The organism is Lacibacter sp. H407 (genome assembly GCF_037892605.1).
Classification (GTDB): Bacteria; Bacteroidota; Bacteroidia; order Chitinophagales; family Chitinophagaceae; genus Lacibacter.
In genome coordinates, this window is record NZ_JBBKTU010000001.1 from 182,680 (window position 1) to 203,541 (window position 20,862).

Annotated in this window: 19 protein-coding genes and 3 tRNA genes; 9 read left to right on the forward strand and 13 right to left on the reverse strand. The window is 40.5% G+C overall.

Annotated elements, in window-relative coordinates; translation table 11 throughout:
* Positions 1-27: 27 nt before the first annotated feature.
* Both WG989_RS00790 and WG989_RS00795 read right to left on the reverse strand, forming a co-directional pair.
* A complete protein-coding gene (locus tag WG989_RS00790; protein ID WP_340426627.1) occupies positions 28-1,260 on the reverse strand; it encodes a hypothetical protein in 1,233 nt (410 codons plus the stop codon).
* 61 nt (positions 1,261-1,321) lie between these two features.
* Positions 1,322-1,927, reverse strand: coding sequence for an RNA polymerase sigma factor (locus WG989_RS00795; RefSeq protein ID WP_340426628.1), 606 nt, complete (start codon positions 1,925-1,927; stop codon positions 1,322-1,324).
* 527 nt (positions 1,928-2,454) lie between these two features.
* Between WG989_RS00795 and WG989_RS00800 the strand changes: the two genes are divergently transcribed.
* A complete protein-coding gene (locus tag WG989_RS00800; RefSeq protein WP_340426630.1) occupies positions 2,455-2,898 on the forward strand; it encodes a DUF5990 family protein in 444 nt (147 codons plus the stop codon).
* Between the two features lie 232 nt (positions 2,899-3,130).
* The gene (locus WG989_RS00805; RefSeq protein WP_340426631.1) at positions 3,131-4,159 is read left to right on the forward strand and encodes a hypothetical protein; all 1,029 of its coding nucleotides are present in this window, start codon (positions 3,131-3,133) and stop codon (positions 4,157-4,159) included.
* A gap of 31 nt (positions 4,160-4,190) precedes the next feature.
* On the opposite strand, the gene WG989_RS00810 is transcribed toward WG989_RS00805, so the two are convergent.
* A complete protein-coding gene (locus WG989_RS00810; protein WP_340426632.1) occupies positions 4,191-4,406 on the reverse strand; it encodes a hypothetical protein in 216 nt (71 codons plus the stop codon).
* Positions 4,407-4,554: 148 nt separating this feature from the next.
* On the opposite strand from WG989_RS00810, the gene WG989_RS00815 reads away from it, so the two are divergent.
* The 4 genes from WG989_RS00815 (at position 4,555) to trxA (ending at position 7,123) form a co-directional block, all read left to right on the forward strand.
* The gene (locus WG989_RS00815; RefSeq protein ID WP_340426633.1) at positions 4,555-4,764 is read left to right on the forward strand and encodes a hypothetical protein; all 210 of its coding nucleotides are present in this window, start codon (positions 4,555-4,557) and stop codon (positions 4,762-4,764) included.
* A 54-nt stretch (positions 4,765-4,818) separates the two neighbouring features.
* Positions 4,819-5,199, forward strand: coding sequence for a nuclear transport factor 2 family protein (locus WG989_RS00820; protein ID WP_340426634.1), 381 nt, complete (start codon positions 4,819-4,821; stop codon positions 5,197-5,199).
* 251 nt (positions 5,200-5,450) lie between these two features.
* The gene (locus WG989_RS00825; protein WP_340426635.1) at positions 5,451-6,539 is read left to right on the forward strand and encodes a WD40/YVTN/BNR-like repeat-containing protein; all 1,089 of its coding nucleotides are present in this window, start codon (positions 5,451-5,453) and stop codon (positions 6,537-6,539) included.
* Positions 6,540-6,742: 203 nt separating this feature from the next.
* Entirely contained in the window at positions 6,743-7,123 is a 381-nt protein-coding gene (gene trxA / locus WG989_RS00830) for a thioredoxin (protein WP_340426636.1), read from the forward strand.
* 54 nt (positions 7,124-7,177) lie between these two features.
* Here trxA and WG989_RS00835 read toward each other — a convergent pair whose 3' ends face one another.
* Genes WG989_RS00835 through WG989_RS00845 form a run of 3 tightly spaced genes read right to left on the reverse strand, consistent with a single transcriptional unit; the run spans position 7,178 to position 12,812 of the window.
* Positions 7,178-10,927 carry a sensor histidine kinase gene (locus WG989_RS00835; RefSeq protein ID WP_340426637.1) on the reverse strand — a complete coding sequence of 1,250 codons (3,750 nt, stop codon included), beginning with the start codon at positions 10,925-10,927 and terminating at the stop codon, positions 7,178-7,180.
* Positions 10,928-10,931: 4 nt separating this feature from the next.
* Positions 10,932-11,717 (reverse strand): nucleoside triphosphate pyrophosphohydrolase, encoded by a 786-nt coding sequence (gene mazG / locus WG989_RS00840; RefSeq protein WP_340426638.1) that lies wholly within the window; start codon positions 11,715-11,717, stop codon positions 10,932-10,934.
* A gap of 3 nt (positions 11,718-11,720) precedes the next feature.
* Positions 11,721-12,812, reverse strand: a complete 1,092-nt coding sequence (locus WG989_RS00845; protein ID WP_340426639.1) for a DUF3667 domain-containing protein — start codon at positions 12,810-12,812, stop codon at positions 11,721-11,723.
* 74 nt (positions 12,813-12,886) lie between these two features.
* Here WG989_RS00845 and WG989_RS00850 point away from each other — a divergent pair, with 74 nt between their 5' ends.
* Positions 12,887-13,723, forward strand: a complete 837-nt coding sequence (locus WG989_RS00850) for an RHS repeat domain-containing protein (RefSeq protein WP_340426640.1) — start codon at positions 12,887-12,889, stop codon at positions 13,721-13,723.
* A 98-nt stretch (positions 13,724-13,821) separates the two neighbouring features.
* Here the strand turns inward: WG989_RS00850 and WG989_RS00855 are convergent, their stop codons facing one another.
* From WG989_RS00855 to WG989_RS00880, 6 genes are all read right to left on the reverse strand, one after another.
* Entirely contained in the window at positions 13,822-14,298 is a 477-nt protein-coding gene (locus WG989_RS00855; protein WP_340426641.1) for a hypothetical protein, read from the reverse strand.
* A gap of 140 nt (positions 14,299-14,438) precedes the next feature.
* Positions 14,439-14,524: transfer RNA gene (locus WG989_RS00860), tRNA-Leu, on the reverse strand.
* 45 nt (positions 14,525-14,569) lie between these two features.
* Positions 14,570-14,642, reverse strand: a tRNA-Gly gene (locus WG989_RS00865).
* A 144-nt stretch (positions 14,643-14,786) separates the two neighbouring features.
* A complete protein-coding gene (locus WG989_RS00870) occupies positions 14,787-16,304 on the reverse strand; it encodes a glucosyltransferase domain-containing protein (RefSeq protein ID WP_340426642.1) in 1,518 nt (505 codons plus the stop codon).
* A gap of 88 nt (positions 16,305-16,392) precedes the next feature.
* Positions 16,393-16,596, reverse strand: a complete 204-nt coding sequence (locus tag WG989_RS00875) for a hypothetical protein (protein WP_340426643.1) — start codon at positions 16,594-16,596, stop codon at positions 16,393-16,395.
* A 48-nt stretch (positions 16,597-16,644) separates the two neighbouring features.
* Positions 16,645-17,685 (reverse strand): glycosyltransferase family 2 protein, encoded by a 1,041-nt coding sequence (locus tag WG989_RS00880; protein WP_340426644.1) that lies wholly within the window; start codon positions 17,683-17,685, stop codon positions 16,645-16,647.
* Between the two features lie 39 nt (positions 17,686-17,724).
* Here WG989_RS00880 and WG989_RS00885 point away from each other — a divergent pair, with 39 nt between their 5' ends.
* Positions 17,725-18,873 (forward strand): sensor histidine kinase, encoded by a 1,149-nt coding sequence (locus tag WG989_RS00885; protein WP_340426645.1) that lies wholly within the window; start codon positions 17,725-17,727, stop codon positions 18,871-18,873.
* A gap of 89 nt (positions 18,874-18,962) precedes the next feature.
* Positions 18,963-19,046: transfer RNA gene (locus tag WG989_RS00890), tRNA-Leu, on the forward strand.
* A gap of 590 nt (positions 19,047-19,636) precedes the next feature.
* Here the strand turns inward: WG989_RS00890 and WG989_RS00895 are convergent.
* Complete coding sequence (locus WG989_RS00895; RefSeq protein WP_340426646.1) at positions 19,637-20,761, reverse strand: endo-1,4-beta-xylanase; 1,125 nt, start codon at positions 20,759-20,761, stop codon at positions 19,637-19,639.
* Positions 20,762-20,862 lie beyond the last annotated feature (101 nt).

Here is a 20,862-nt window from a genome sequence, read left to right on the forward strand (position 1 = left end):
CTTTTTTTTAAACCTAAAATACCGGCTCTAAAGCGATGATAACACCTGTAGTGCTTTTGTTCTGTATTCATCGGACGTCGGGTACGTATTGTTTTTCTGTTTTTCGTCCTTCAGGTAAGTATTCATGGCCTTATAAAAATTGTTGTGCAGCCCATACTGGCGTGTTTTGGATCCTGACTCATTGATCAATGACATCTGCTTCGATACCCCGTTCTCGTACTCATTATTATACATCTGCCAATGCAATGCAAATGGAAGATTCAGCTCAAATGAAATCCGCATAATTTCCTTTGTTTCATCATATTGTTTTTGAAACGTTTCAGGCTTGGAAGCATTGGCCTGGTAACCATATTCGCCAATGAAAACCCTTCTGCTGAATGGCATTCCGGTTTTTGGTTTAAGTTTCGATTCGAGGTAGGTGAAAATCGCTTGCAGATCTGTTTTTTTCTGTGCAGCAGTTTTATCCTTGATCGCTTCATAGCTGGAGTAAGAGATGAGATCGATATCAACATTCGGAATCACACTTTCTGCAACACAAGGCTCGCCATTCATTCCTTTTAATACCAGGTTTGCTTCGATGTAATGATACACCGAAACGTTTTTTGCTGTTGATGCCTGCTTTGCATCATCAATCGCTTTTTGTCTTATCTGAAACCACTTGCTCATGTTTGCAAGCAATTCGGGAGCAGGTGTAACCGTTCTGTCGTAACTAGGAATTAACAACCAGTCGCCTTCCCAGTTACCGATTAAAAATGTTTTACCGGAGTTATCATATGTTGTAAGTATGTGCGATACAAAATTGAACATTTCATCATATAAAACTTTTTCTTCGGCAGCACTGAGGGTCTTCTTCCAATCCACATTGGTTAACGTATGCACCCAGAAAAAGATGTATTTAAAATCCATGTTACAGACCGTTTTATACGGCAGGTTATTCGTGAACAACGCTAATGTGGTCGTGCTTTTTGTAACCTCATTGATACCATAAATATCTGCTGAGTTTTTACCCAATGTAATTTTCAGGATATTCGAGCCCATCTCCCGCACTTTCTTCGCCTGCTCCACCAGTTTGTTTTCTGAAGTAAACTGGTAACTGCCCGATATGGCATGTGTACCAAGTACAAAATTATAAGGCTCCAGTTGCTGAAGCGTATTTGTTGGTGGTTCGTTGGGCGTGTTGTTTACAACATCTTTTTTGCCACAGGAAAATAAAAAGATGATTATAACCGATAACAGCCGGATTGGTATTCTTTTCTTCATGTTAATGAGATTTGTGCCAGATAACAGACGAATGAAAAGAAAGCATGTACCAATGCCGCCCCTACTTTTTTTCAAAATAAATGGCAAGCAGCAGTAACAGTGCGTTGTTTTTTTCTAAATACTCCCGGATAAACTGCAGGGATGCAGCGAGGTGGTTGCGCACCGTATTGGACGACAAGTTGAGGGTTGCGGCTATTTCAGCATAGCTCATATCTTCGTAGTGACGCAGCTCAAAAACTTTTTTCCGTTGGGGAGATAATTGATTGATGGCTTCTTTTATTAAAGCATCGGTGTTTTTATAAATCAGCCGATTATCGGCATTATCCGTGGCCGGGGCTTCGGTAATTGCTTGCCATAAAGCCTGCTGTAAAGCCTGGCTGCGTTTGGCCGCCCTGAAAAAATCGATGGCTTTGTTATGTGCAACCTTGTACAAAAAGGCTTCAAAGTTTTGTATTTCGGTGATCGCTTCCCTTCCATGCCAAAGTTTTAAAAAAACATCGAGCACTATTTCCTCAGACAGTTCTTTTGATTTGGTGACCTTGTATAAATAGGCAAACAGCTGATTTCGGTACTTTTCGAATATCAGGTTAAAAAAATGCTCATCCCCCTCCTCTATTTTGGAGAGGCAATATTCATCATTATATAATGGCCTTGCGTTATCGTTCATGAGCAATCGTCGAAATTCCCTTCAATCAAAAGTAAAAGGAAAATACTGAAACATAATACGGGCTCTATGTGCAGACAGATCTTCCCAAAAGGATTTTCAGCTACATAACACAAATATTACAGTTCCAGTTCATAATCTGTACAAACAGATAGAAGAAACTTATAATCAAACTCTATTCAGGTTAAAAACGTTCATTGAACTTGCAGATTCATGAAAATTGAACATCATATGAAGGAAGATAATACTATTACGATACGCTAAGAACAGTTGTCGGAGAAACAACCTGCACAAGTTCTTATTTTGTTGATAGACTGCTTACATATTCCGGAGCAAGACTTTTTCAGTTGTGTGATAGTGCCCTTTTTTCATAGTAAAGAAAATAAAATATGGAAACGTTCAATGAGTTGAATTCAATTGCACTAAGTTGCTGTTTACACAAATCAAAAGTATTTTTAAATTGGTTCGTGAAGACTTGAACCAGTGCAGCGTTACTTTTCTTAACATCAGCCATTCACATCTCTTAAAATATGGAACCAACAATCAATCTTCAAATCATTCTTGTGCAGCCCCCGCCTAATGTATTATTTGGTTTGCAAAAGGGATCGGGCAATAATTATGAAACGGTGCAAAAGCAAACATCAGCATCGCAAGATTTGTTCTTTACATTCCCGATAACCATCAAAGGCGATAAAGGAAAAGATGCGTTTCCAAAATTTTCCGGTCCGTTTGTGCAAGGCCCTGCAGCTGGCAAATTCGTTTACATTGATATCGGAACATACGCAGGGCAATTTGATACAATGTGGTCAAGAAGATTAAAAGTTCCGTTAACCGGCATTACCTGGGAACTGATCGATCAACTGATGGCTGAGCCAACGTCGATACTTGAAACTAAAGTTCCGGGAACAGGAAAAGATGGCGGACCCAATTGCGCCACTGTGAAACCATTTGCAGGGTGGAGAATGAAAACGTGAATGGTGAGTAGTGAGTGGTCAATGGGCAGCCAATGGTTCACTGACCTGGAAATATTGCTACTGTCGTGAAGGACTGCGGCAAACGCACAATCATCTCATCCTTGAAGTAACCACCCGGCTGACTTTCAATTGATATCGTATTTCAATCAATACATGATCAATAAATAACAAATCAACGCTGTTTCAATTTACGAAAGAGCCATGCTGATTATTTTCGTTCCAAAATAAAAAAATGGAACATCTGCATATGAAGTGGTTTTATACATCCGGCAATTTTATCCGCAACCCCTTCATGCGTTTACTATACATCCTGCTTTTCAGCATTTGCTGTTTTGTTTCCTTCGGCCAAAACGTAACTACAGAAACATTTCAGAACGACAGTTTAGTTGTTGTGAGCAAGAACCCGGAAAAGGGATTTTACAACGACTACATTCTGTTTATACCGAAAGGAACTCCTGTAAACAAAAAATTATACCTGCTCGTTGAACCGAATAACACAGGCAAGATAACAGACAGCATCGAAATTCATAAACAATATGCGATTGATCTGGCTTCAGTAAGTTCAGTTGGTAACAATATTTCAACAGAACTTAAACTCCCTTTGCTTGTTCCGATTTTCCCCCGGCCTGCATCGAAACCGCTTGTGTATACACATGCGTTGGACAGAGATGTAATGCTGGAGAAAACACCTGAACTCAAACGACTTGATTTACAATTACTGCAAATGATCAAGGATGCCCGAAGCATATTAACCGGTTTAAATATCCTTACAGATCCGAAAATTTTTATGAGTGGATTTTCAGCGTCGGCTACATTTACAAACCGTTTTTCGTTTCTGCATCCTGAAAAAATAAAAGCCTTAGCCATTGGAGGGTTCAATGGAAAACTTATGCTTCCTCAAACCGAATTAAATGGAATAAAACTCAACTACCCCGTTGGAACAAACGATTTCTTTGAATTATACGGACAAACATTTGATATTGAAAAATACAGATCCATTCCACAATACATTTATATGGGAAAACTGGATGATAATGATGCAGTTCAGTTTGATGATGCCTATAACTTTACTGAACGCAAACTGATCAACGAAAATATCGGGAGATATGTGCAGGACAGGTATCTTGCATGTCAGAGAATTTACCTGCAGAATAAAATCAGCCCCGTCTTTAAAACCTATGATGATGTTGGACACTGGACTACATCAAACATGAACCTCGACGTTATAAAATTTTTCTTGCGTCAAATGCAGGAGAAATAGAACTACGTTCATTCGAAAGGCTCACCACTTATCAGCTTGCTTTCTTCTTATCCAATGCTACCAATGCAACGCCGGCAACGAGTGCAATCACACCTGCATAAGTTGGCCACGCTACTGTTTTCTTTTCTTTTGCATTGATCTCGATCGGACCAATGTCTACTACCTTTTTCTCCTGTGTAAAACTAAACCCTTTCATTACCAGCATTAATATGCCGGCTGCGATCAGAACAATTCCAATAATCTTCATGGCTTTTGGTTTAGTAACAGATAAGCCAATTATAATGCCACAAACTGAAAAGCGGTTGCGGTTAATCAGCTCCCTGCAAATCGTTTCGTAATCAGCCACTGTTATTGTCGCATTTACACAGCAGGTTCAACCTGTTTATTCACGAAATTTGTTTGGCCGTCTTTGTTATGCGGCAGACATCTTATTCAAGCAGTTTTACGATGAGAATAATAATTGTTTTATCAATGATCACATTGGATGGAGTGATGCAGGCATCCGTTTATTTGACCAGATCGGGATCCATCAAATTGAATTAAAGAAAACAAACGTAATTTATACGGCCGGCGCTACTCATATTCAATACGAAATAGCAAAATAAGTGCAGGCTCACATTGCATCATCAGCATAGTAACAAACTCCTAAACATCACAACATGACAGAAGAACAACTCATCGCAGAATTTCAACTGATCGAAGACAACTTCAACAGAGCTGTAATTTCCAACAGTGTTGCTGAGATCAAAAAATGCATTACAGCCGATTGGGTACTTGTAGACAGCGGGGGTGGTATTATTCCGCAGGAAGGATTTTTCCATGTACTTGAAAAGGGATTACTTTCTCATTCCAGCATGACGAAAGAAATTCTACGTGTGAAAGTATATGGCGATATTGCCTTGGTAACCGGCCGTGGACAAAATACAGGTACATGGCAAGGGCAACCAATGGAAGCCGACGAATGGATCACGGATGTTTATAAGAAAGAACATGATCATTGGCTTTGCGTGTTAACACATTTGACACCGGTGAAAAAATAAGCTGCTGAAAGCTATTCGTGCAAGTATGCATCCAACAGTTCATTCGATTTGTAACTGAAAAAACTAAATTGTGCAGCGCAACGTCCTGCCCTATCTTTTGTAGAGGATATTTACTTTGTGCAAGCAGACACATTGCTGAAAATACGTGGCTCTTTGTGTGCATACTAATCCATCAAATCACAGTTTCCGGGGTTTTACAAAGTTTTTACCTATCCTTTACATCTCTTTACTATAAAAAATCTGCAGGCTGATTGACAACCGATAGCTTTAGGTTCTTGTTTCACCAAATCATCATCGTCATGAAAATTTACCGTCTTGCTTTTTTGTTGTGTATCCCGATTATTGCGGGGCTTCTTTTTGCATTCGCCGTTGCATTCCCTATTACTGATAGTAAGCAAAAAACGGGGGCTGCAAACATTGTTTTTAAATCTACCGATGGCGGACAAACATGGCAGGATATCAGCAAAGGGCTGCCGGAACATTTGCAGGAAGATGGTGTGCGGGGAGATAGCATCTTTGCAAATGACAAAGGGCTGTTTGTAAGGGTTGGAAACCAACTCTATCACAGTACAGCAAATGCTACAGCTACTCTTTGGACTAAAGAGAATTTCTCTGGCCAACAGAACAGCATTGCACCCGGTAAGAGCGGGATATTTACCTTCAAATACTGGGGTATAAATCTGAAAAATTCAAACGGAACGAGTGTATGGTCGCCGATATTCGAACATTTTCATGAGCCACGAATACGCAGCGCTTTTGAAACTGCCGGAGGTGCTATTTTCATTGGCACCGACAGGGGCTTTTTTAAAACTACTAATAGCGGAAAAACCTGGAAACAAGTGCATGACGGACGCCTCGTAGGGCATTTGGCAGAAAGGGATGGCGTACTGCTGGCGATCAGTAATCGAAGGATCATCAGATCTACTGATGATGGCGAAAACTGGGAGTTTGTGACCAGTGAAGGTGCTGAAGTTTTCGATGTAAAGCGGGTCAACCGTGGATTCGCTGCTTTGACTCCCACTTCAGCAAATAGAAGAGGGGTAAGTACATCCTACGACGGCGGTAAAACCTGGCAACACGGTGATGCCGGGCGTCAGGACAAAGATGTCATTGATTCAATATTTCGGACCTGGAATGATCGCCCCCGTGTGCAAGCCTTTCAAACTTCAATTAGCCAGGTTGGTGAAAACTTTTTTTGTACTCATCCTGACGGCATTTTCAAATCATCCGACAAAGGAAAAACATGGACATTATTACTTCCTTCTGTAAAAGGTAAGGTCTTCAATTTATTTGGTTCAGGGAACGTGATCTATGCCATACGCAGCAAGGGTGGATGTTAAGGCAGGTGAGTCGTGAATGGTGAGTCGTGAGTGGTGAATGACCAATGCTTACTAGTTGAATTCTTCTCATTCCTCAACAACGCTTCCAAATAATAGTAATCGACATAAATGAGCGGAGCATCTTTTCCATATGCAGTATTGTAAGTAACATTCGTCACACAAGCATCTGCCTGCAATAAATATCTTTGCTGCAAATACAGCACATGGCAACCATCAAACTCAGCACACAGGATTTTAAAGACAAGGTGTTCAATTACGAAACAGAAAAAGAATGGAAGTACAAAGGCACCGTGCCGGCCATCATTGATTTTTATGCTGACTGGTGTGGCCCTTGTAAAATGGTAGCGCCTGTGTTGGAAGAATTAGCAACCGAATATGAAGGACGCATTGTGATCTACAAAGTAGATACAGAAGCTGAAATGGAACTGGCCGGCGTGTTTGGCATCCAGAGTATACCAACCTTTTTATTTATTCCGGTTGATGCAGATCCTATGATGCAACCCGGTGCATTTCCAAAGAAAGTATTTAAAGATATTATTGAAGATCATTTGCTGAATGCAACGAAGCAGATGAATGATCAGTGATGAGTAATCAGTGATGAGTGAAATAATTCATCATTTACCACTCACTACTAACTTTTAATCCAACAAAGGCAGTTCCACAAAAAAGGTGCTGCCTTTTTCCTGTTCGGTAGTGAACCAGATATCGCCTTTCATTTGTTCTACAATTCCTTTGCACATTGCAAGGCCTAATCCTGTTCCTGATGTTTTGGTCGTGAAGTTGGGATAGAAAATTTTATCCTGCAGTTCTGGCTTCACACCGCCGCCATTATCTTCAATACGAATCAATACATTTTCATTTCCCCGTTCAATAAACAGTTGCACATGCGCATCTGTACCGGCAGGTACAGCTTCGATTGCATTACGGATGAGGTTGGTGAACAAACGATTCAGTTGTGTTTTATCAGCCATTACAAACAGTTCGTCATCGGTGCTGGCAAATTCAATCAGTCCTTCTTCCTGCATGCTGAATAAGCCTACGACCGATTGAATGGATTCTACAACATTTACTTTCTGCAAACGTGGATTTCCAATATTGGCAAAGCTGGAAAAATCGGATGCAATGTTGGACAGATAATCAATTTGCTCAACCAATGTTTTTGCAACACTCTGCGAAATGGTTTTTGCATCGGCTGAGTTGGAATCAATTGCTTTTTGCAGGTATTGAATACTCAGCTTCATGGGTGTAAGCGGATTCTTGATCTCATGCGCCACCTGCCTTGCCATTTCACGCCATGCACCTTCACGCTCACTTCGTGCAAGTAAGCTGGCACTTTCTTCCAGTTGTTTCACCATTCGGTTGTATTCCTGTACGAGTTCACCAATTTCATCGTTACGGTTCCACACAATGGCTTCGTTGGTTTTACCCAACTTAATAGCTTTCATTTTTTCGCTGATGATGGTAAACGAATTAGTGATACGGCTCGTAACAAAAAAGGCGATCAATCCTGCAATTAAAAAGATAAATGCATTGAGGTTGATCAACGTAACAAGAAAGTTAGAGATCTCCTGCTTCAATTCATTTTGTGATGTGAAATAAGGAATGTTGAGATAAGCATACGCCTGCCCTGCTTCATCACGCACCGGCACATAAATACTCATGTAAGAACGTTTGCCCACTTTTTCATCTTCAATAGTTTGCACCAGGTACTCTCTTGATAATTTATAGTATGCGAGTGGCTCTGTTTTTCTGCTGAGCAATCCCTTGTTGTAATAATATGGCTCCGATGACAACCGCAGGTTACCGGATGTATCATAAATATTAATATCAACCCCATGTATCTCCGAAATACGATTCACTTTTCCCTGCAATTCAGACGATGCAACATCATCATACACTTTCAATACATCATCAAAAACCGTTTGCCTGTCCAATGCCACTTCCACTTCTTTTTTCATAATGCCGATTGTTCTTGCCAATCGCTCTTTATTGATACGGCTATGCCGGTTAATAAAAAAGAAGATGGTGGATGCACCAATGATCAGAAATGAAAAAATACTGATACCGATAATAGTTGTATGCACCTGTGTTCGAAAAGTGAATTGCCACTCTTTTCTCCAGTTCGATAAATTACCTCCCAGCTGTAAACCACGTTGCACCAGGCGAAACAACGACAACATCAACAGGAATACACAAAACAAATACGCAAACAGCGTAATGGTTTCAAGTACGATATTCTGTGGTTTTACTACCACAACTGTTAAGCTCTTTGTTGCAGTAAACCATAATTCAGAGTAACCGTCCCGTTGCTTCCGCTCCAATGACGGGCGATCGAGTTGTGCACCGTTTAAATGGATCGGAAACGGGTAATCGTTCACACTGCTGATGAGCTCACGGTTTTTATAAATGGCATACGCATACGAAGCTGCTGTCTCGTCTGTTTCATTTACCGACTTTGCAAACAGCTCCGGATAGAATTTTTCATCGTCGTAACGCTTCGGTCGTGAAAGAATAAATACATACCCGATCAATTCTTTTGTTTCACGGTCAATCACATCTTTCCGGGCGATATAATAAAACTTATCAAACGATTCTTCATAATACTTCCAATCCCGGAATGAGGTTGGTTTACTTTGGAGGCGATGGACTGTATTAAGTGTATTGAACGATGTTGAATCGGTATTGAACAACGATTGCTCCGTTACCGTATAGGTGTAGATCTCTGTTTCAAATTTATTGAGATAACCGCTGAAGTTTTCATTCACCAAACTGTCTTTCAAAAACTGATTGCCACTGGCTGTAGCGAAACGATAAAAATTATCGTCCAGAAAATCGGATCTGAAATTCTGTAATGCAATGTTGAGCAGGTTTTCAATGGTGGGGTCGGTTTGCAAGCTCAATTTCTCGGCAATACGGATTCGCTGTTCCCATTCTTTTCTGCTGTTTTCGCTGATGAGTAAGGTGGTCAATGAAATGGAAAAGAAAAACAACCAGAAAATCGTTTTTCCATTCGATGGAAGAAAGCTCAACTGCATGCTTCTGTTGCTGAAAAATAAAGTGATCAGCAATAACCAGATGAGCAACGACAAATGATACAGTACAATAGATGAATTGATCGTGAATGTGAGATACAGCAGCCCGGTGATGGTTAATGCCAGTAACTGAATTTTTAATTTACTACGGCTGTATTGTTTGAAAAAGATAAACAGCCAGTCGATCAGTAAAAAATAATTTAGCGCCAGTGAACCAAGTACAAAGAATCCTGCAAAACTAAATACCGTTAAACTGAAGAAGTTGGTTACACTAAATGATATTGCCGAATCAGCAACCAGACTCCGAACTATATTTCCAAACAAGATGGTCAAAAAGAAAATCAGGATGGAGGTAATTACCAATCCTGTTTTTTCATCGATGCGAACCGGTAATAACACGGCCTTCTTCCCATTCCTTCGGATGAATAATAAGATCCATAACAGCAGGAACGAATTTATAAACAGATCGCCCAGCGATTTTAAAACATAGTTGGAACCGTACACAGAAGGATCGAACAATTCAAATTGCCGCAGGTTGAGTGGTATCGGCAAATAATAACTGGTCACCCGCAGCAATACAATTACCATTACAAGAAATAATAACCCTTCGTTAAATGATCTTGCTTCAGCAATACCCGTTGCTGCCTTGTGCAACAGCAACAGAAAACAAAACATAGCAAGTAATCGCAAAATGATGGTAATGCGATTGAGTGGCTGGGGCAAATTGGTTTGTGCTTTCAACCAAAAAAGTCCGGTGCCATCTGTACTATTGATCTGCAAGGGCGATTTCTGTACATCACTGAGTGTATAATATTTTTCAATTCCGTCGAGATAAGTAAAGCCGTTACTGAGATAACTGGTCGTTAAAAAATAATTCCACTTCACCGGAATCAATGCCATGGCATAGCAAGTAGTACCATTCCGCAGTTTGATCTCCTTTTTATAAACCGTGTAGTAGCCGTTGATCAACTGTTCAAACCAAATACCATCGGCCCGCTGCCACAATTCAATATTGGGCAAAATGGTTTGTGTGTTCCAGAAACGTGTTTGAAAACCATCATTCCCTGTTGAAGCAATAAAAATGAAATAATCTTTATCCAGTAATTCCAGATAATCCTCCCGTTCAACTGTACCGTTTTCGAGTTTGGTTAACAAAGCAGTATCAGTAAGCAGTTTTTCAAACTCACGCTCACGACTGTTGATAGCACTCTGCAATGCTTTTTTTACCTGTGCCGGTGCAGACGTATACGACCAGTAATATTGAAACAGATAAGAGAATGTAAGCAACCAACCTGCTAAAATAAGCAGGTAGCCATTTTTGTAAACAAAGCGGCGGATGGTTGAAATGTGGTTCAAGATATTATTGTGCTTCCCTGTTTTTTTGTTTGATGCGGTTCCAGATGCTGTCCATTTCCTCAAGGCTCATGTGTACCAGTTGTTTTCCTTCACTCATCGCTTCCTGCTCCATTTGTGTAAACCGCCGGATGAACTTCTGGTTGGTACGCTCCAGTGCATTGTCTGCATCAATCTGCAAAAACCGTGCATAATTTACCAATGAAAAGAAAACATCACCCAGCTCATCTTCTATTTTATCGATCTCATTAGTTTGTATCACTTCTTTCAACTCGCTGATCTCTTCTTCAATTTTCTCAAACACTTGCTCTTTATTCTCCCACTCAAACCCAACCTGTTTTGCTTTTTCCTGGATGCGGATAGCCTTTACCATGGAGGGTAACCCTTTCGGCACACCACTCAACACCGATGTTTTTCCTTCTTTCATTTTCAACTTTTCCCAATTCCGCTTTACATCTTCTTCATCCTCCACTTTTACATCGCCATAGATATGCGGATGCCGTGCAATGAGTTTATCGCACACCCCATTGATCATTTCAGGGATGGTGAATTGCTCCTGTTCTGCTCCAATCTTAGAATAGAATACAATGTGCAGCAACAGATCGCCCAATTCTTCTTTGATATCTTTCCAGTTATTGTCGGCAATGGCATCGGTCAACTCATAGGTTTCTTCAATGGTAAGTTGCCGGAGAGTATGAATGGTTTGCTTTTTATCCCACGGACATTGCTCCCGCAGTTCATCCATGATCTTTACCAATCGCAAAAACGATTCCTGCACCTGTTGTTCATTCATACATTATAAATTAAAAAACGAATAAGAAAATAGTCCAATGAAGAGAAACATATTCAGAATGAAAGCCATCAGTAATAACAAACTGTACTTCAGTATTGTTTTGGCCCTGCCTTGCTGGTACACTCTGCGCATGGCTTTGTAAAGATAAACGAACAGGTAGATCCATAAAGCAGCAGTGATCCAGCCGGAGCCCCATCCTGTTGCATTCAATAATTTATCGTGTGCAAAAATGAGCAACAACATCAGAAACGCAAATACAAACAGGTGAATGGTGAAGATGAGATGTGCTACATAATGAAATTGTTTACGCCTGATGTACAATAACGAAAGCAGCAACGCAAACAACGGCAATGAGATAAATAATACTTTGGGCAACGAATGCATGGCATGATCAAACAATGCCCGGTTGAATTTACTGAGATCACCACCGTAACGTTCATCTACCAATATCAACCTTCGCTTAAACACCCATTCGAACCAGCTATCTCTTTCTTCAGCAGGTAATTTTTTTTGAGCAGCATCGTACTCGGCCATTGTTTTATACTTTACTTCTTTCTTCTTTCCACTTTTCGATATTGAAGCCACGCTGTCCTGCAGCAACCAGGTGGAGCTGCTGTCGGCAATGTCAAATACTTTTTCAAGAATAGCACTGTCCACCTTTGTATCGGCCTGGTTCAAAACATCCTGTTTTGCTTTCGATTTACTGGTGGGTGTTGTTAAACTCACGCCTTTTTTCTTGGGCTCATTGAGTTTGAATATCTCCGGATCTTTGGTACTGCCCGCAAAAAACGAAAAGAAGAGGATAAAGAAAAAAGCAGAAGTAAACACATACATCCGCACCGGATTCATATAACTGGCCCTGCGGCCACGGATATATTCTGCCGTTAGGTAACCGGGGCGAAAGAACAAATAGCGGAGCGATGTGATAAATTTGCCCTCAAAATGGGTAATATCATTAAAGAAATGGACCACCAGCCCCCAGGCTGTTTCTTTGGGTTCAATATTTTCCTGTCCGCATACATGACAATACCGGCCAAACACTCGTGCATTGCAATTCAAACAGTTTTTTTCTTTCCGCTCCTTTTCGTGAGACATGTGGCCGAAGTTTTGCTAAAAATAAAAAGATTAACCATACGTTTTCTATTTCAGGAATATCTTTGAACATCACTATGTACAAACTACTACCCGCCTTTCTCCTCGTTTGCTTACTGCCATTGTTCAGTATCGGGCAATATTATCAAAAAGACATCCTCAGTACCCGCCAAACCATGGAACAGATCAAACAATACAAAGCGAACAAGGTGCGAAAGGTGATCCTTACTTCGTTTGAAGGTACAGGCCAACCCGTTGATCAGTTTCTTTGTTTTCAGGAAATCAGCCCTACCTACAATATCATTAAAACGTTTAGCCAAACCATGCAAACCATGCAATCGGTGTTGGTGAGCCAATTCAATGCAAAAGGACAACTCATTCGCAGTGCCGATAGTTCCAACACAACCTTGAATGTATCGAGTTATACCTATGATGCCGAAGGACGTTTAACCGTGGTAGAAAATGTATCGCAGGCTTATGCGTACAAAACAAAAGAAGTGGTGCGGCATCAATACAGTTACGATTCTACCGGTGTGCCACAAACGATGTTACGCATCAAGAACGGAAGCGATACAACTGTTGTACGTTTTGTTGTTGATGAAAAAGGAAATGTTGCGGAAGAAATTGCAACTGCCAAAGGAAAACCTGCTCAGAATTGGTACTATTATTATGATGAGCAAAACCGGTTAACGGATATTGTGCGTTTCAATGAGCGTGCCCGCCGTTTGCTGCCCGATTATATTTATGAGTACAACGAGCAATCAATGCTCACGCAAATGATCTCTGTGCAATCGGGCACCAGCGATTATGTTACCTGGCGCTATCAATACGATGCAAAAGGATTGAAAATAAAAGAAAGCTGTTTTAGTAAGCAGAAGCAATTGATGGGGTATGTGACGTACAGGTATGAATGATGAATGATGAATGATGAGTTTAAATCTCAGGTTTTTTGAGCCCCTGGAGGTTTTATTATCTTCTTACTACAGCATCAATCAAATTGAAGTTCGACGGTTTAAGAATCCAGTTTATGCGGGTGTATAAATGGCTGCTTATTCTGAAAAATTAAAATAATAATAGTTGAAGCAAAAGTTGAAATACTGCTAGCCAACCAAAAGTAATATCCGATTCCAGTACTAGCAATTTTTCCAGACAAGCCTGCTTCATTTATAACGACTTCGTCAAAAAATAAAAAACTAGAACAAAATATTGTCGATGCGAAGCTCAATCCAATTGCTACTTTAATATTTCGTTTAAACATAAACCAGCTTAATATTAAAAGAGGATTAGCAAGCCAAGAAATGCCGCCAACTTTCCCAACTGTCAACCAACCAAATAAAAAACACCATAATCCAATTGGCCAAGGTTTTGCATTATCGCCAAATATCGTGAACGGTAACAAAAATAAAGACACAACAAAACAAGTAATACAGAGTATTAACAAAAACAGTTTCAGACTTTTCACTTTATGCGAGTCGATGGATTGTATCATGGTTCCACTATTATCGATTGCGTACATTCTTGTATTACAATATATAAATTTCGTTCAATAAAGGCTGGAGATTACCTTTTATATTGACCTAAAACAAAAAAGCCCTAATCGAATCTCGATCAAGGCTTTTACATTTTTTGTGCCCCGGAACGGAGTTGAACCGTTACGACCGTTGCGGGTCACAGGATTTTAAGTCCTGCGTGTCTACCAATTCCACCACCGGGGCAATGGTCAAGTGAAAAAAAATCCCCCGTTTAAGCGGGGGACTGTGAGCGGAAGACCGGGCTCGAACCGGCCACCCCGACCTTGGCAAGGTCGTGCTCTACCAAATGAGCTACTTCCGCTTGTAAAAGAACGATTGGGGTGCAAATGTAAGGTACGTTCAATAAACTGACAAAAAACTCATGAAAAATTTTCAGATTACCCTGTAAAAACTTCTCCGGCAACCATTGAGCATCAGTGCGAAGCAATTAGTTACAGCACCGCTTTTATTTCTCTTTCCCTGCTTTCGCAACTACATGAAAAACAGATTCCATATCAATTACAAGTTCGTTTGGTGCCGGCTGCTGTGGCTTTTTGGAGAGAGATTCAGCATTGGACAGATTAACAACGTTAAGCTGTTTGGCTTTTGCACGATCACTTCGTTTCTCCAACACAAATTGCCTTACCAACGGCTCAATTGTCCAGTCTTTTTCAGTGGAAGGATAACCAAACTCATCAGTGTAATAATGTACGCCAAATGCTGATCGAAACAGACTCACCGGTGGCCGGTAAAAGATCACTGTTGTGGTTGAATCAGTATAATGATCGAGGAAATGGTTGCGTAGTGCAGTATATTCTTTTTGCAATGGCTTTGTGAATTGAAACTGATAATTATAAAACGCAACCACGAACAACACAACTCCAACGAAAATGGTAATGCCTTTCTGCAGGCTGGCTTTTTTCAGGAATGCTAACCCGGTCTCGCAAATCATCACAAATGCCAGAAAATTCAACGCAAACATGGTTCGATACGAAGCAAAATTTTCAATCGAGATCATCAAGGGCAAATAACTAAGTATAAAAAATGTAAAGCAAATGATGATGTAGGTAACAATTCTGCCAATATTCTTTTTCCCGATCTGCACAACTGTACTCAACACCCACAACAGAATAACTAATGGATAAAATACCTGCGACAGAATACTGCGGGCATTGTATAAAAAATTAAAACTGAACGCCTGCGCCAATGGATAAGAAAGAAAAAAACTCAGCTTACCAAGCGGATCAATGTTAATGGTTGCACGATCACTTGCCGGAACTTGATATACTTTGAGTGAATATTTAAACAGGAAATAATAGACTACATAACAGGCAAGATAAAAGCCCAGCCCGATCAAAATTGTTCTGTCAAGCTTTGCCGGTTTATTCGTTATAAAATAGAGAAAAAACGGAAGCAGAAAAAAACCGAATGTTGTTTGATAGGTAAACAACGAACATAGTGCGAAGAATAAACTTACAATTAAGGTGAGTGTAGGAATCTGGATATACTGTTCGCTGCTGTTTACTTTGCTGAATAAAACATAACCGGATAGAAATGCTGCAAGTGTACCTGTAAATATCTCTGCACAGGAAGCCCAACCAATATAAATGGCTGTTGATAAACTACAGGGAATAAATACAACCGATAAAGCCCATAGCTTTCGATCCAACTTCAACGCATCAAATAGTTTTTTTGATAACAGCCCGTACACAACAATAAAAACGAGCATGGTTGCAAACGAAAAGATCCGCAGCCACTTTATGTCAGCAACGCTGTCCATGTTTCCGAATGCGCCATCGATCAACCAGCCGGTAATAATTCTTCCCTGATTCAGAAACATCGTGAAATTTGATCCGTCCTGATTATTCCAGAGTTGATGTGCTTCATCTGTAAACGCATAGTCAGCAAAAAAAACCGGATAATAGATCAACAGGCTGGCCAATACAGCGATGCCAATAATAAGTGCAGGTTGCTTTGAATACATGTGCTGAAAAATTATGTTTCGGATAGGTTGTACCAACAGAAAAGCCCTCCTTGTAAGAAAGAGGGCCCTTTATTATTTATCTAGAATCTTATTTATACTTCGGATTGTACAAAGTGCTTTCAGGAATTTCTACCTGCGGCTTTCCTTTGTAACGATAGCTGTAGAGTTTGTAACAACCGCCCAGCAAAAACGCCACGATACAAAACAACTGTACATAAAACAGGAAACGGGAAGAGATTACCCAGTTGCTGGTAATATCTTTTTTCTTTTCGTCGATGATTTCTTGCGCCATAATAGTCAGTTTTCAGTTGCAAATGTAAGGGTTGAACGTTATATCCGTTTACTGCGGCTTTACAATTTCAGAAAAAATCTGCTTTTTTTGAATGAAGTACTTCCACACTACCGAACCGGGATATACGCCCTGTAAGGTTGGATAACCAGGCTCTGCTTTGCGTGTTCCGGTAAAAAACCATGCAGTATAGGCAAAATGCGCCCGTACCACTGCCCACCAATAGCCGGGCTTTCCACTCAGCAATTCCTTCCATGCAGAAACAGCATCCAATGCGATCCGCAATGGCAATTTCCAGATGAGTTGTTGAAGCGGCATATTCTTCGTGATCATGACCAGGTTATTCCGGAAGTTGAGGAATACTTTCTGCGGATTTCCCGTTGGCAACGTGCCACCACCCACATGATACACCACCGATTGCGGACACACCATGATTTTATAGCCGTTACGTTGCAGTCGCCAGCAAAGATCAATTTCTTCCTGGTGTGCAAAAAAGAAATCATCAAACCCATGCATTGCATGAAACAGTTCTGCCCGGATGAACAGCCCTGCACCACTGGCCCAGAAAACAGGAGCGGCATCGTTGTATTGTCCGTTATCTTTTTCCAACACGTCAAACACACGACCACGTGAAAACGGATAACCCAATGCATCGATCCATCCACCACTTGCACCGGCATATTCAAACAAGTTCCTGTTGTGAAAGGCCAATAACTTGGGTTGACAGGCAGCAATTGTTGTATCTGTTTGCATCAGATCGATCACAGGTTCTATCCAGCCCGGTTCCACTTCCACATCACTGTTGAGCAACACATAATAATCAGCCTTTACCTGTTGCAGAAAAAAATTATAGCCTTTTGCAAAACCAAAATTTTCATTGCTGGCAAGCACTTCCACTGCAGGGAATTGATGTTGTACAAAAGCAACCGAATCATCAGTGGATGCATTATCAGCAACGATCACACGCATGTTGCCATACGTTGATGCAAGTACAGATGGCAGAAACTGTTGCAGAAATTTCTTTCCATTCCAGTTCAGAATTACAACAGCAACAGTGGGTTGAGAATGCAAGTGTGCTAAATATTTTTTCAAAAATAGCGGTTGACAGTGAAACCTTGTCTAAATTAGGGCATGCTTGGTCAATATTTTAACTGGCGCACCTTTCTGGCATTGATTGCAATAGGTATTGTTACCGGTACAATTTTTTATTCGAACTATCTCGCCGGTAAAATAGCAATTGACGAACGGTTGAAAGTTGAGCAATGGGTGGAAGCAGGACGGTTTATTATTATGGCGCCTGTTGATGCAGATACAAAACTGCCATCGCTGATACGAAACGAGCAGAAATCAATTCCCATCATTGAGACAGATGAGAAAGACAGTGTGGTGAGTTATATCAATATTGATTCTGTAAAAATTGCCGCCGATCCCGATTACCTCCGGAAAAAATTGAAAGAGTTCAAAACACTCAATCCACCCATCGTTTTAACGGTGAGTGAAGATCCGTTGCTCATCAACAAATATTATTATGGTCATTCGGTGCTGTTGCAACAGGTGCGGTATTACCCGATGGTGCAATTGTTCATTGTTGCGTTGTTCATCATCATCACCATCTTTTCATTACAGGCACGCAATAAATCAACCCAAAATCAGGTGTGGGCGGGTATGGCCAAAGAAACGGCACACCAGTTGGGCACACCTGTATCATCGTTACAAGGCTGGGTTGAAATGCTGAAAGAAGAAAATGTACACCAACAAATTGCTACTGAAATTGAAAAAGATGTACAACGGTTGCGTTTGGTGAGTGATCGTTTTGGAAAGATCGGCAGCACACCACAGTTAGAACCGAATAATATAGTGCGCCAAGTAGAAGAAATGGTGGAATACATCCGCAAACGGGCTACCGGAAAAGTACACCTGGAAGTGAAGAAGAATAAAGCGGATATGATCGCTGCTGTTTCTCCCCCGCTCTTCGATTGGGTCATTGAAAATCTATTGAAGAATGCATTGGATGCCATGGATGGAAAAGGAAATATTACGGTGGATATGCACGAAGAAGAAAAAGCCATTGTGATTGATGTGACTGATACGGGCAAAGGCATTGTATCGCAAAACATCAACCGTGTGTTTAAACCGGGCTTTACCACTAAAAAACGTGGCTGGGGTTTAGGCTTATCGCTGAGTAAACGCATTATTGAACAATATCATAAAGGACAGTTGTATGTAAAACATTCGGAGCCGGGAAAAGGAACAACATTTCGGATCGTGTTGAAGAAGTGAGGGCAAGCCGGTAGCCATTAGCCGATAGTTCTCTCTTGTTTTTTATTTTTCATTCTACATTTTTCATTTTACATTTGCGCCCTCCCGTTGCCCGGGTGTTGAAATTGGTAGACAAGCCACTTTGAGGTGGTGGTGTTCGAAAGGACGTGCTGGTTCGAATCCAGTCCCGGGCACGAATAAAATGGATAGATCGAAGATTGATTCGGTTTGTCCATTTTTATTTTTTGCTAATCCTACCTTTCCTGACTGTATATCAGCTGTACAGTTTACTTCATTGAGCTTGGTAGTCGATATTGTAATTCATAATTAAAAATAAAAAAAGAAGGCCACTGGAAAGCGGCCTTCGTACTGTTTCAAAACTAGTCGCATTTGACTAATGCTTTTGTTGGCATCTTGTTACTGCCCCATAATTTTTTAAGGTATATGAATGAAATAAAACCGATTGTGCTTTTGTTCTTGATCGTTGTAGTTACGTTGCTATTAAAATTATGTGTCCACTTTTCGTAGTGCTATCATGCGCAATCTTATTGTTGAATACAGGATATTATCAAAGCTTTATCGTATTTGATATTGTACTACTTCCTGGCTGCCAGATTATATTTCTGCTGAAATGATCAACGATGAAATTGTGCTGTGATTTTTGTAACTAAAAGAAAGTCCGCTGTAGAAACGGCGGACGTTGTTTATCGATTGCTGTATGAGAAACAATATCTCTTTATAGTCGGGCACTTACTGCCCGGGCTTATAAAAGATGTATTTGTTGTTATTTTTTCAGTTCAATTACTTTATAAAAAGCGGGCTTGGGTTTAAACTCTTTATCGAACAACAGCGGATAGTTGGTTCTGCCACGAATGGGAAAACCATTCAACCAGGACTGGCCGTCATCTACACCCCAAAGTGTAACACGACTGATTTTTTCTTTGTGTTTTAAAAATAAGCGGAACAAATCCGCATATCCGTTGGCCAGTGATACCTGCATGGAATCAGGCAACCCCGCTTTATAAGGGTTCAGCTTTGCCTCGTATTCGGCACGTTGATTTACATCGGCACCAACGATATCACGGGGATTTGGCAATACACTTACATCGAGTTCAGTAAACATTACATCAATACCCAAAGCAGAAAACTCAAGAATGCTTTGCTCAATATCTTTCAACGGAATGTTTTTTACATGCCAATGCCCTTGAATACCCACACCGTCAATACGTACACCGGCGGCTTGTATTTTCTTTATGAGTGCAATAGCACCTGCTCTTTTTCTGGGTTGCTCAATATTATAATCATTGTAATACAGCTTGGTGTTGGGTGCGGCTTTTTGTGCCAGGCGAAAAGCTTCTACAACAAAATCATCTCCCAGCTTTTCAAGAAAAATAGATTTACGCATGGTGCCATCTTCATTCAATGCTTCATTTACCACATCCCACGAATACACCTGGCCATCGTAACGGCCTGCAATGGTGTTAATATGATCTGTGAAAAAAAGACGAACCGAATCTGCATCTTTCATGCGACGAATAAATGGCGGCAATTGACTATGCCAGATCAATGTATGTGCATTCACAACAATGTTATGTTTTTTGGCATACGCAACCAGTTTGTCTGACATGTCAAAATTATAGCGGTTCCACTCCGGGTGCATCACTTCCGCTTTCATGATGTTCTCCGGTGTTACTGCATTAAATTGTTGTGGAACTAAAACAGCTGCACCGGGAATCCTCTCTTCAATTTGTGCATTGTTCAATGCAGTTCCAATAAAGAAATCATCTTTAAATGCTGTTTTGAGTGAGGGAGTACCTGAACCATTTGCTGTTTTTTGAACACCGGCACAATTCAAAAATGTGATGCCTACAAAAACAACAAAGAGAATATTTAAATACTTTATGCGCATGTTTTTTGTGAAATTGATTTGTGCCGAATAGAATTTATAAGCAAAATTGTAAACCGTTCCATTACTCATTCGAATGGAGATAAGAAAACCTTAATTCTGCT

Coding starts and splice junctions, on each gene's coding strand:
- WG989_RS00790 (WP_340426627.1), bottom strand. CDS start 1,260: ATGAAGAAAAGAATACCAATCCGGCTGTTATCGGTTATAATCATCTTT.
- WG989_RS00795 (WP_340426628.1), bottom strand. CDS start 1,927: ATGAACGATAACGCAAGGCCATTATATAATGATGAATATTGCCTCTCC.
- WG989_RS00800 (WP_340426630.1), top strand. CDS start 2,455: ATGGAACCAACAATCAATCTTCAAATCATTCTTGTGCAGCCCCCGCCT.
- WG989_RS00805 (WP_340426631.1), top strand. CDS start 3,131: ATGGAACATCTGCATATGAAGTGGTTTTATACATCCGGCAATTTTATC.
- WG989_RS00810 (WP_340426632.1), bottom strand. CDS start 4,406: ATGAAGATTATTGGAATTGTTCTGATCGCAGCCGGCATATTAATGCTG.
- WG989_RS00820 (WP_340426634.1), top strand. CDS start 4,819: ATGACAGAAGAACAACTCATCGCAGAATTTCAACTGATCGAAGACAAC.
- trxA (WP_340426636.1), top strand. CDS start 6,743: ATGGCAACCATCAAACTCAGCACACAGGATTTTAAAGACAAGGTGTTC.
- mazG (WP_340426638.1), bottom strand. CDS start 11,717: ATGAATGAACAACAGGTGCAGGAATCGTTTTTGCGATTGGTAAAGATC.
- WG989_RS00845 (WP_340426639.1), bottom strand. CDS start 12,812: ATGTCTCACGAAAAGGAGCGGAAAGAAAAAAACTGTTTGAATTGCAAT.
- WG989_RS00850 (WP_340426640.1), top strand. CDS start 12,887: ATGTACAAACTACTACCCGCCTTTCTCCTCGTTTGCTTACTGCCATTG.
- WG989_RS00855 (WP_340426641.1), bottom strand. CDS start 14,298: ATGATACAATCCATCGACTCGCATAAAGTGAAAAGTCTGAAACTGTTT.
- WG989_RS00870 (WP_340426642.1), bottom strand. CDS start 16,304: ATGTATTCAAAGCAACCTGCACTTATTATTGGCATCGCTGTATTGGCC.
- WG989_RS00875 (WP_340426643.1), bottom strand. CDS start 16,596: ATGGCGCAAGAAATCATCGACGAAAAGAAAAAAGATATTACCAGCAAC.
- WG989_RS00885 (WP_340426645.1), top strand. CDS start 17,725: ATGCTTGGTCAATATTTTAACTGGCGCACCTTTCTGGCATTGATTGCA.
- WG989_RS00895 (WP_340426646.1), bottom strand. CDS start 20,761: ATGCGCATAAAGTATTTAAATATTCTCTTTGTTGTTTTTGTAGGCATC.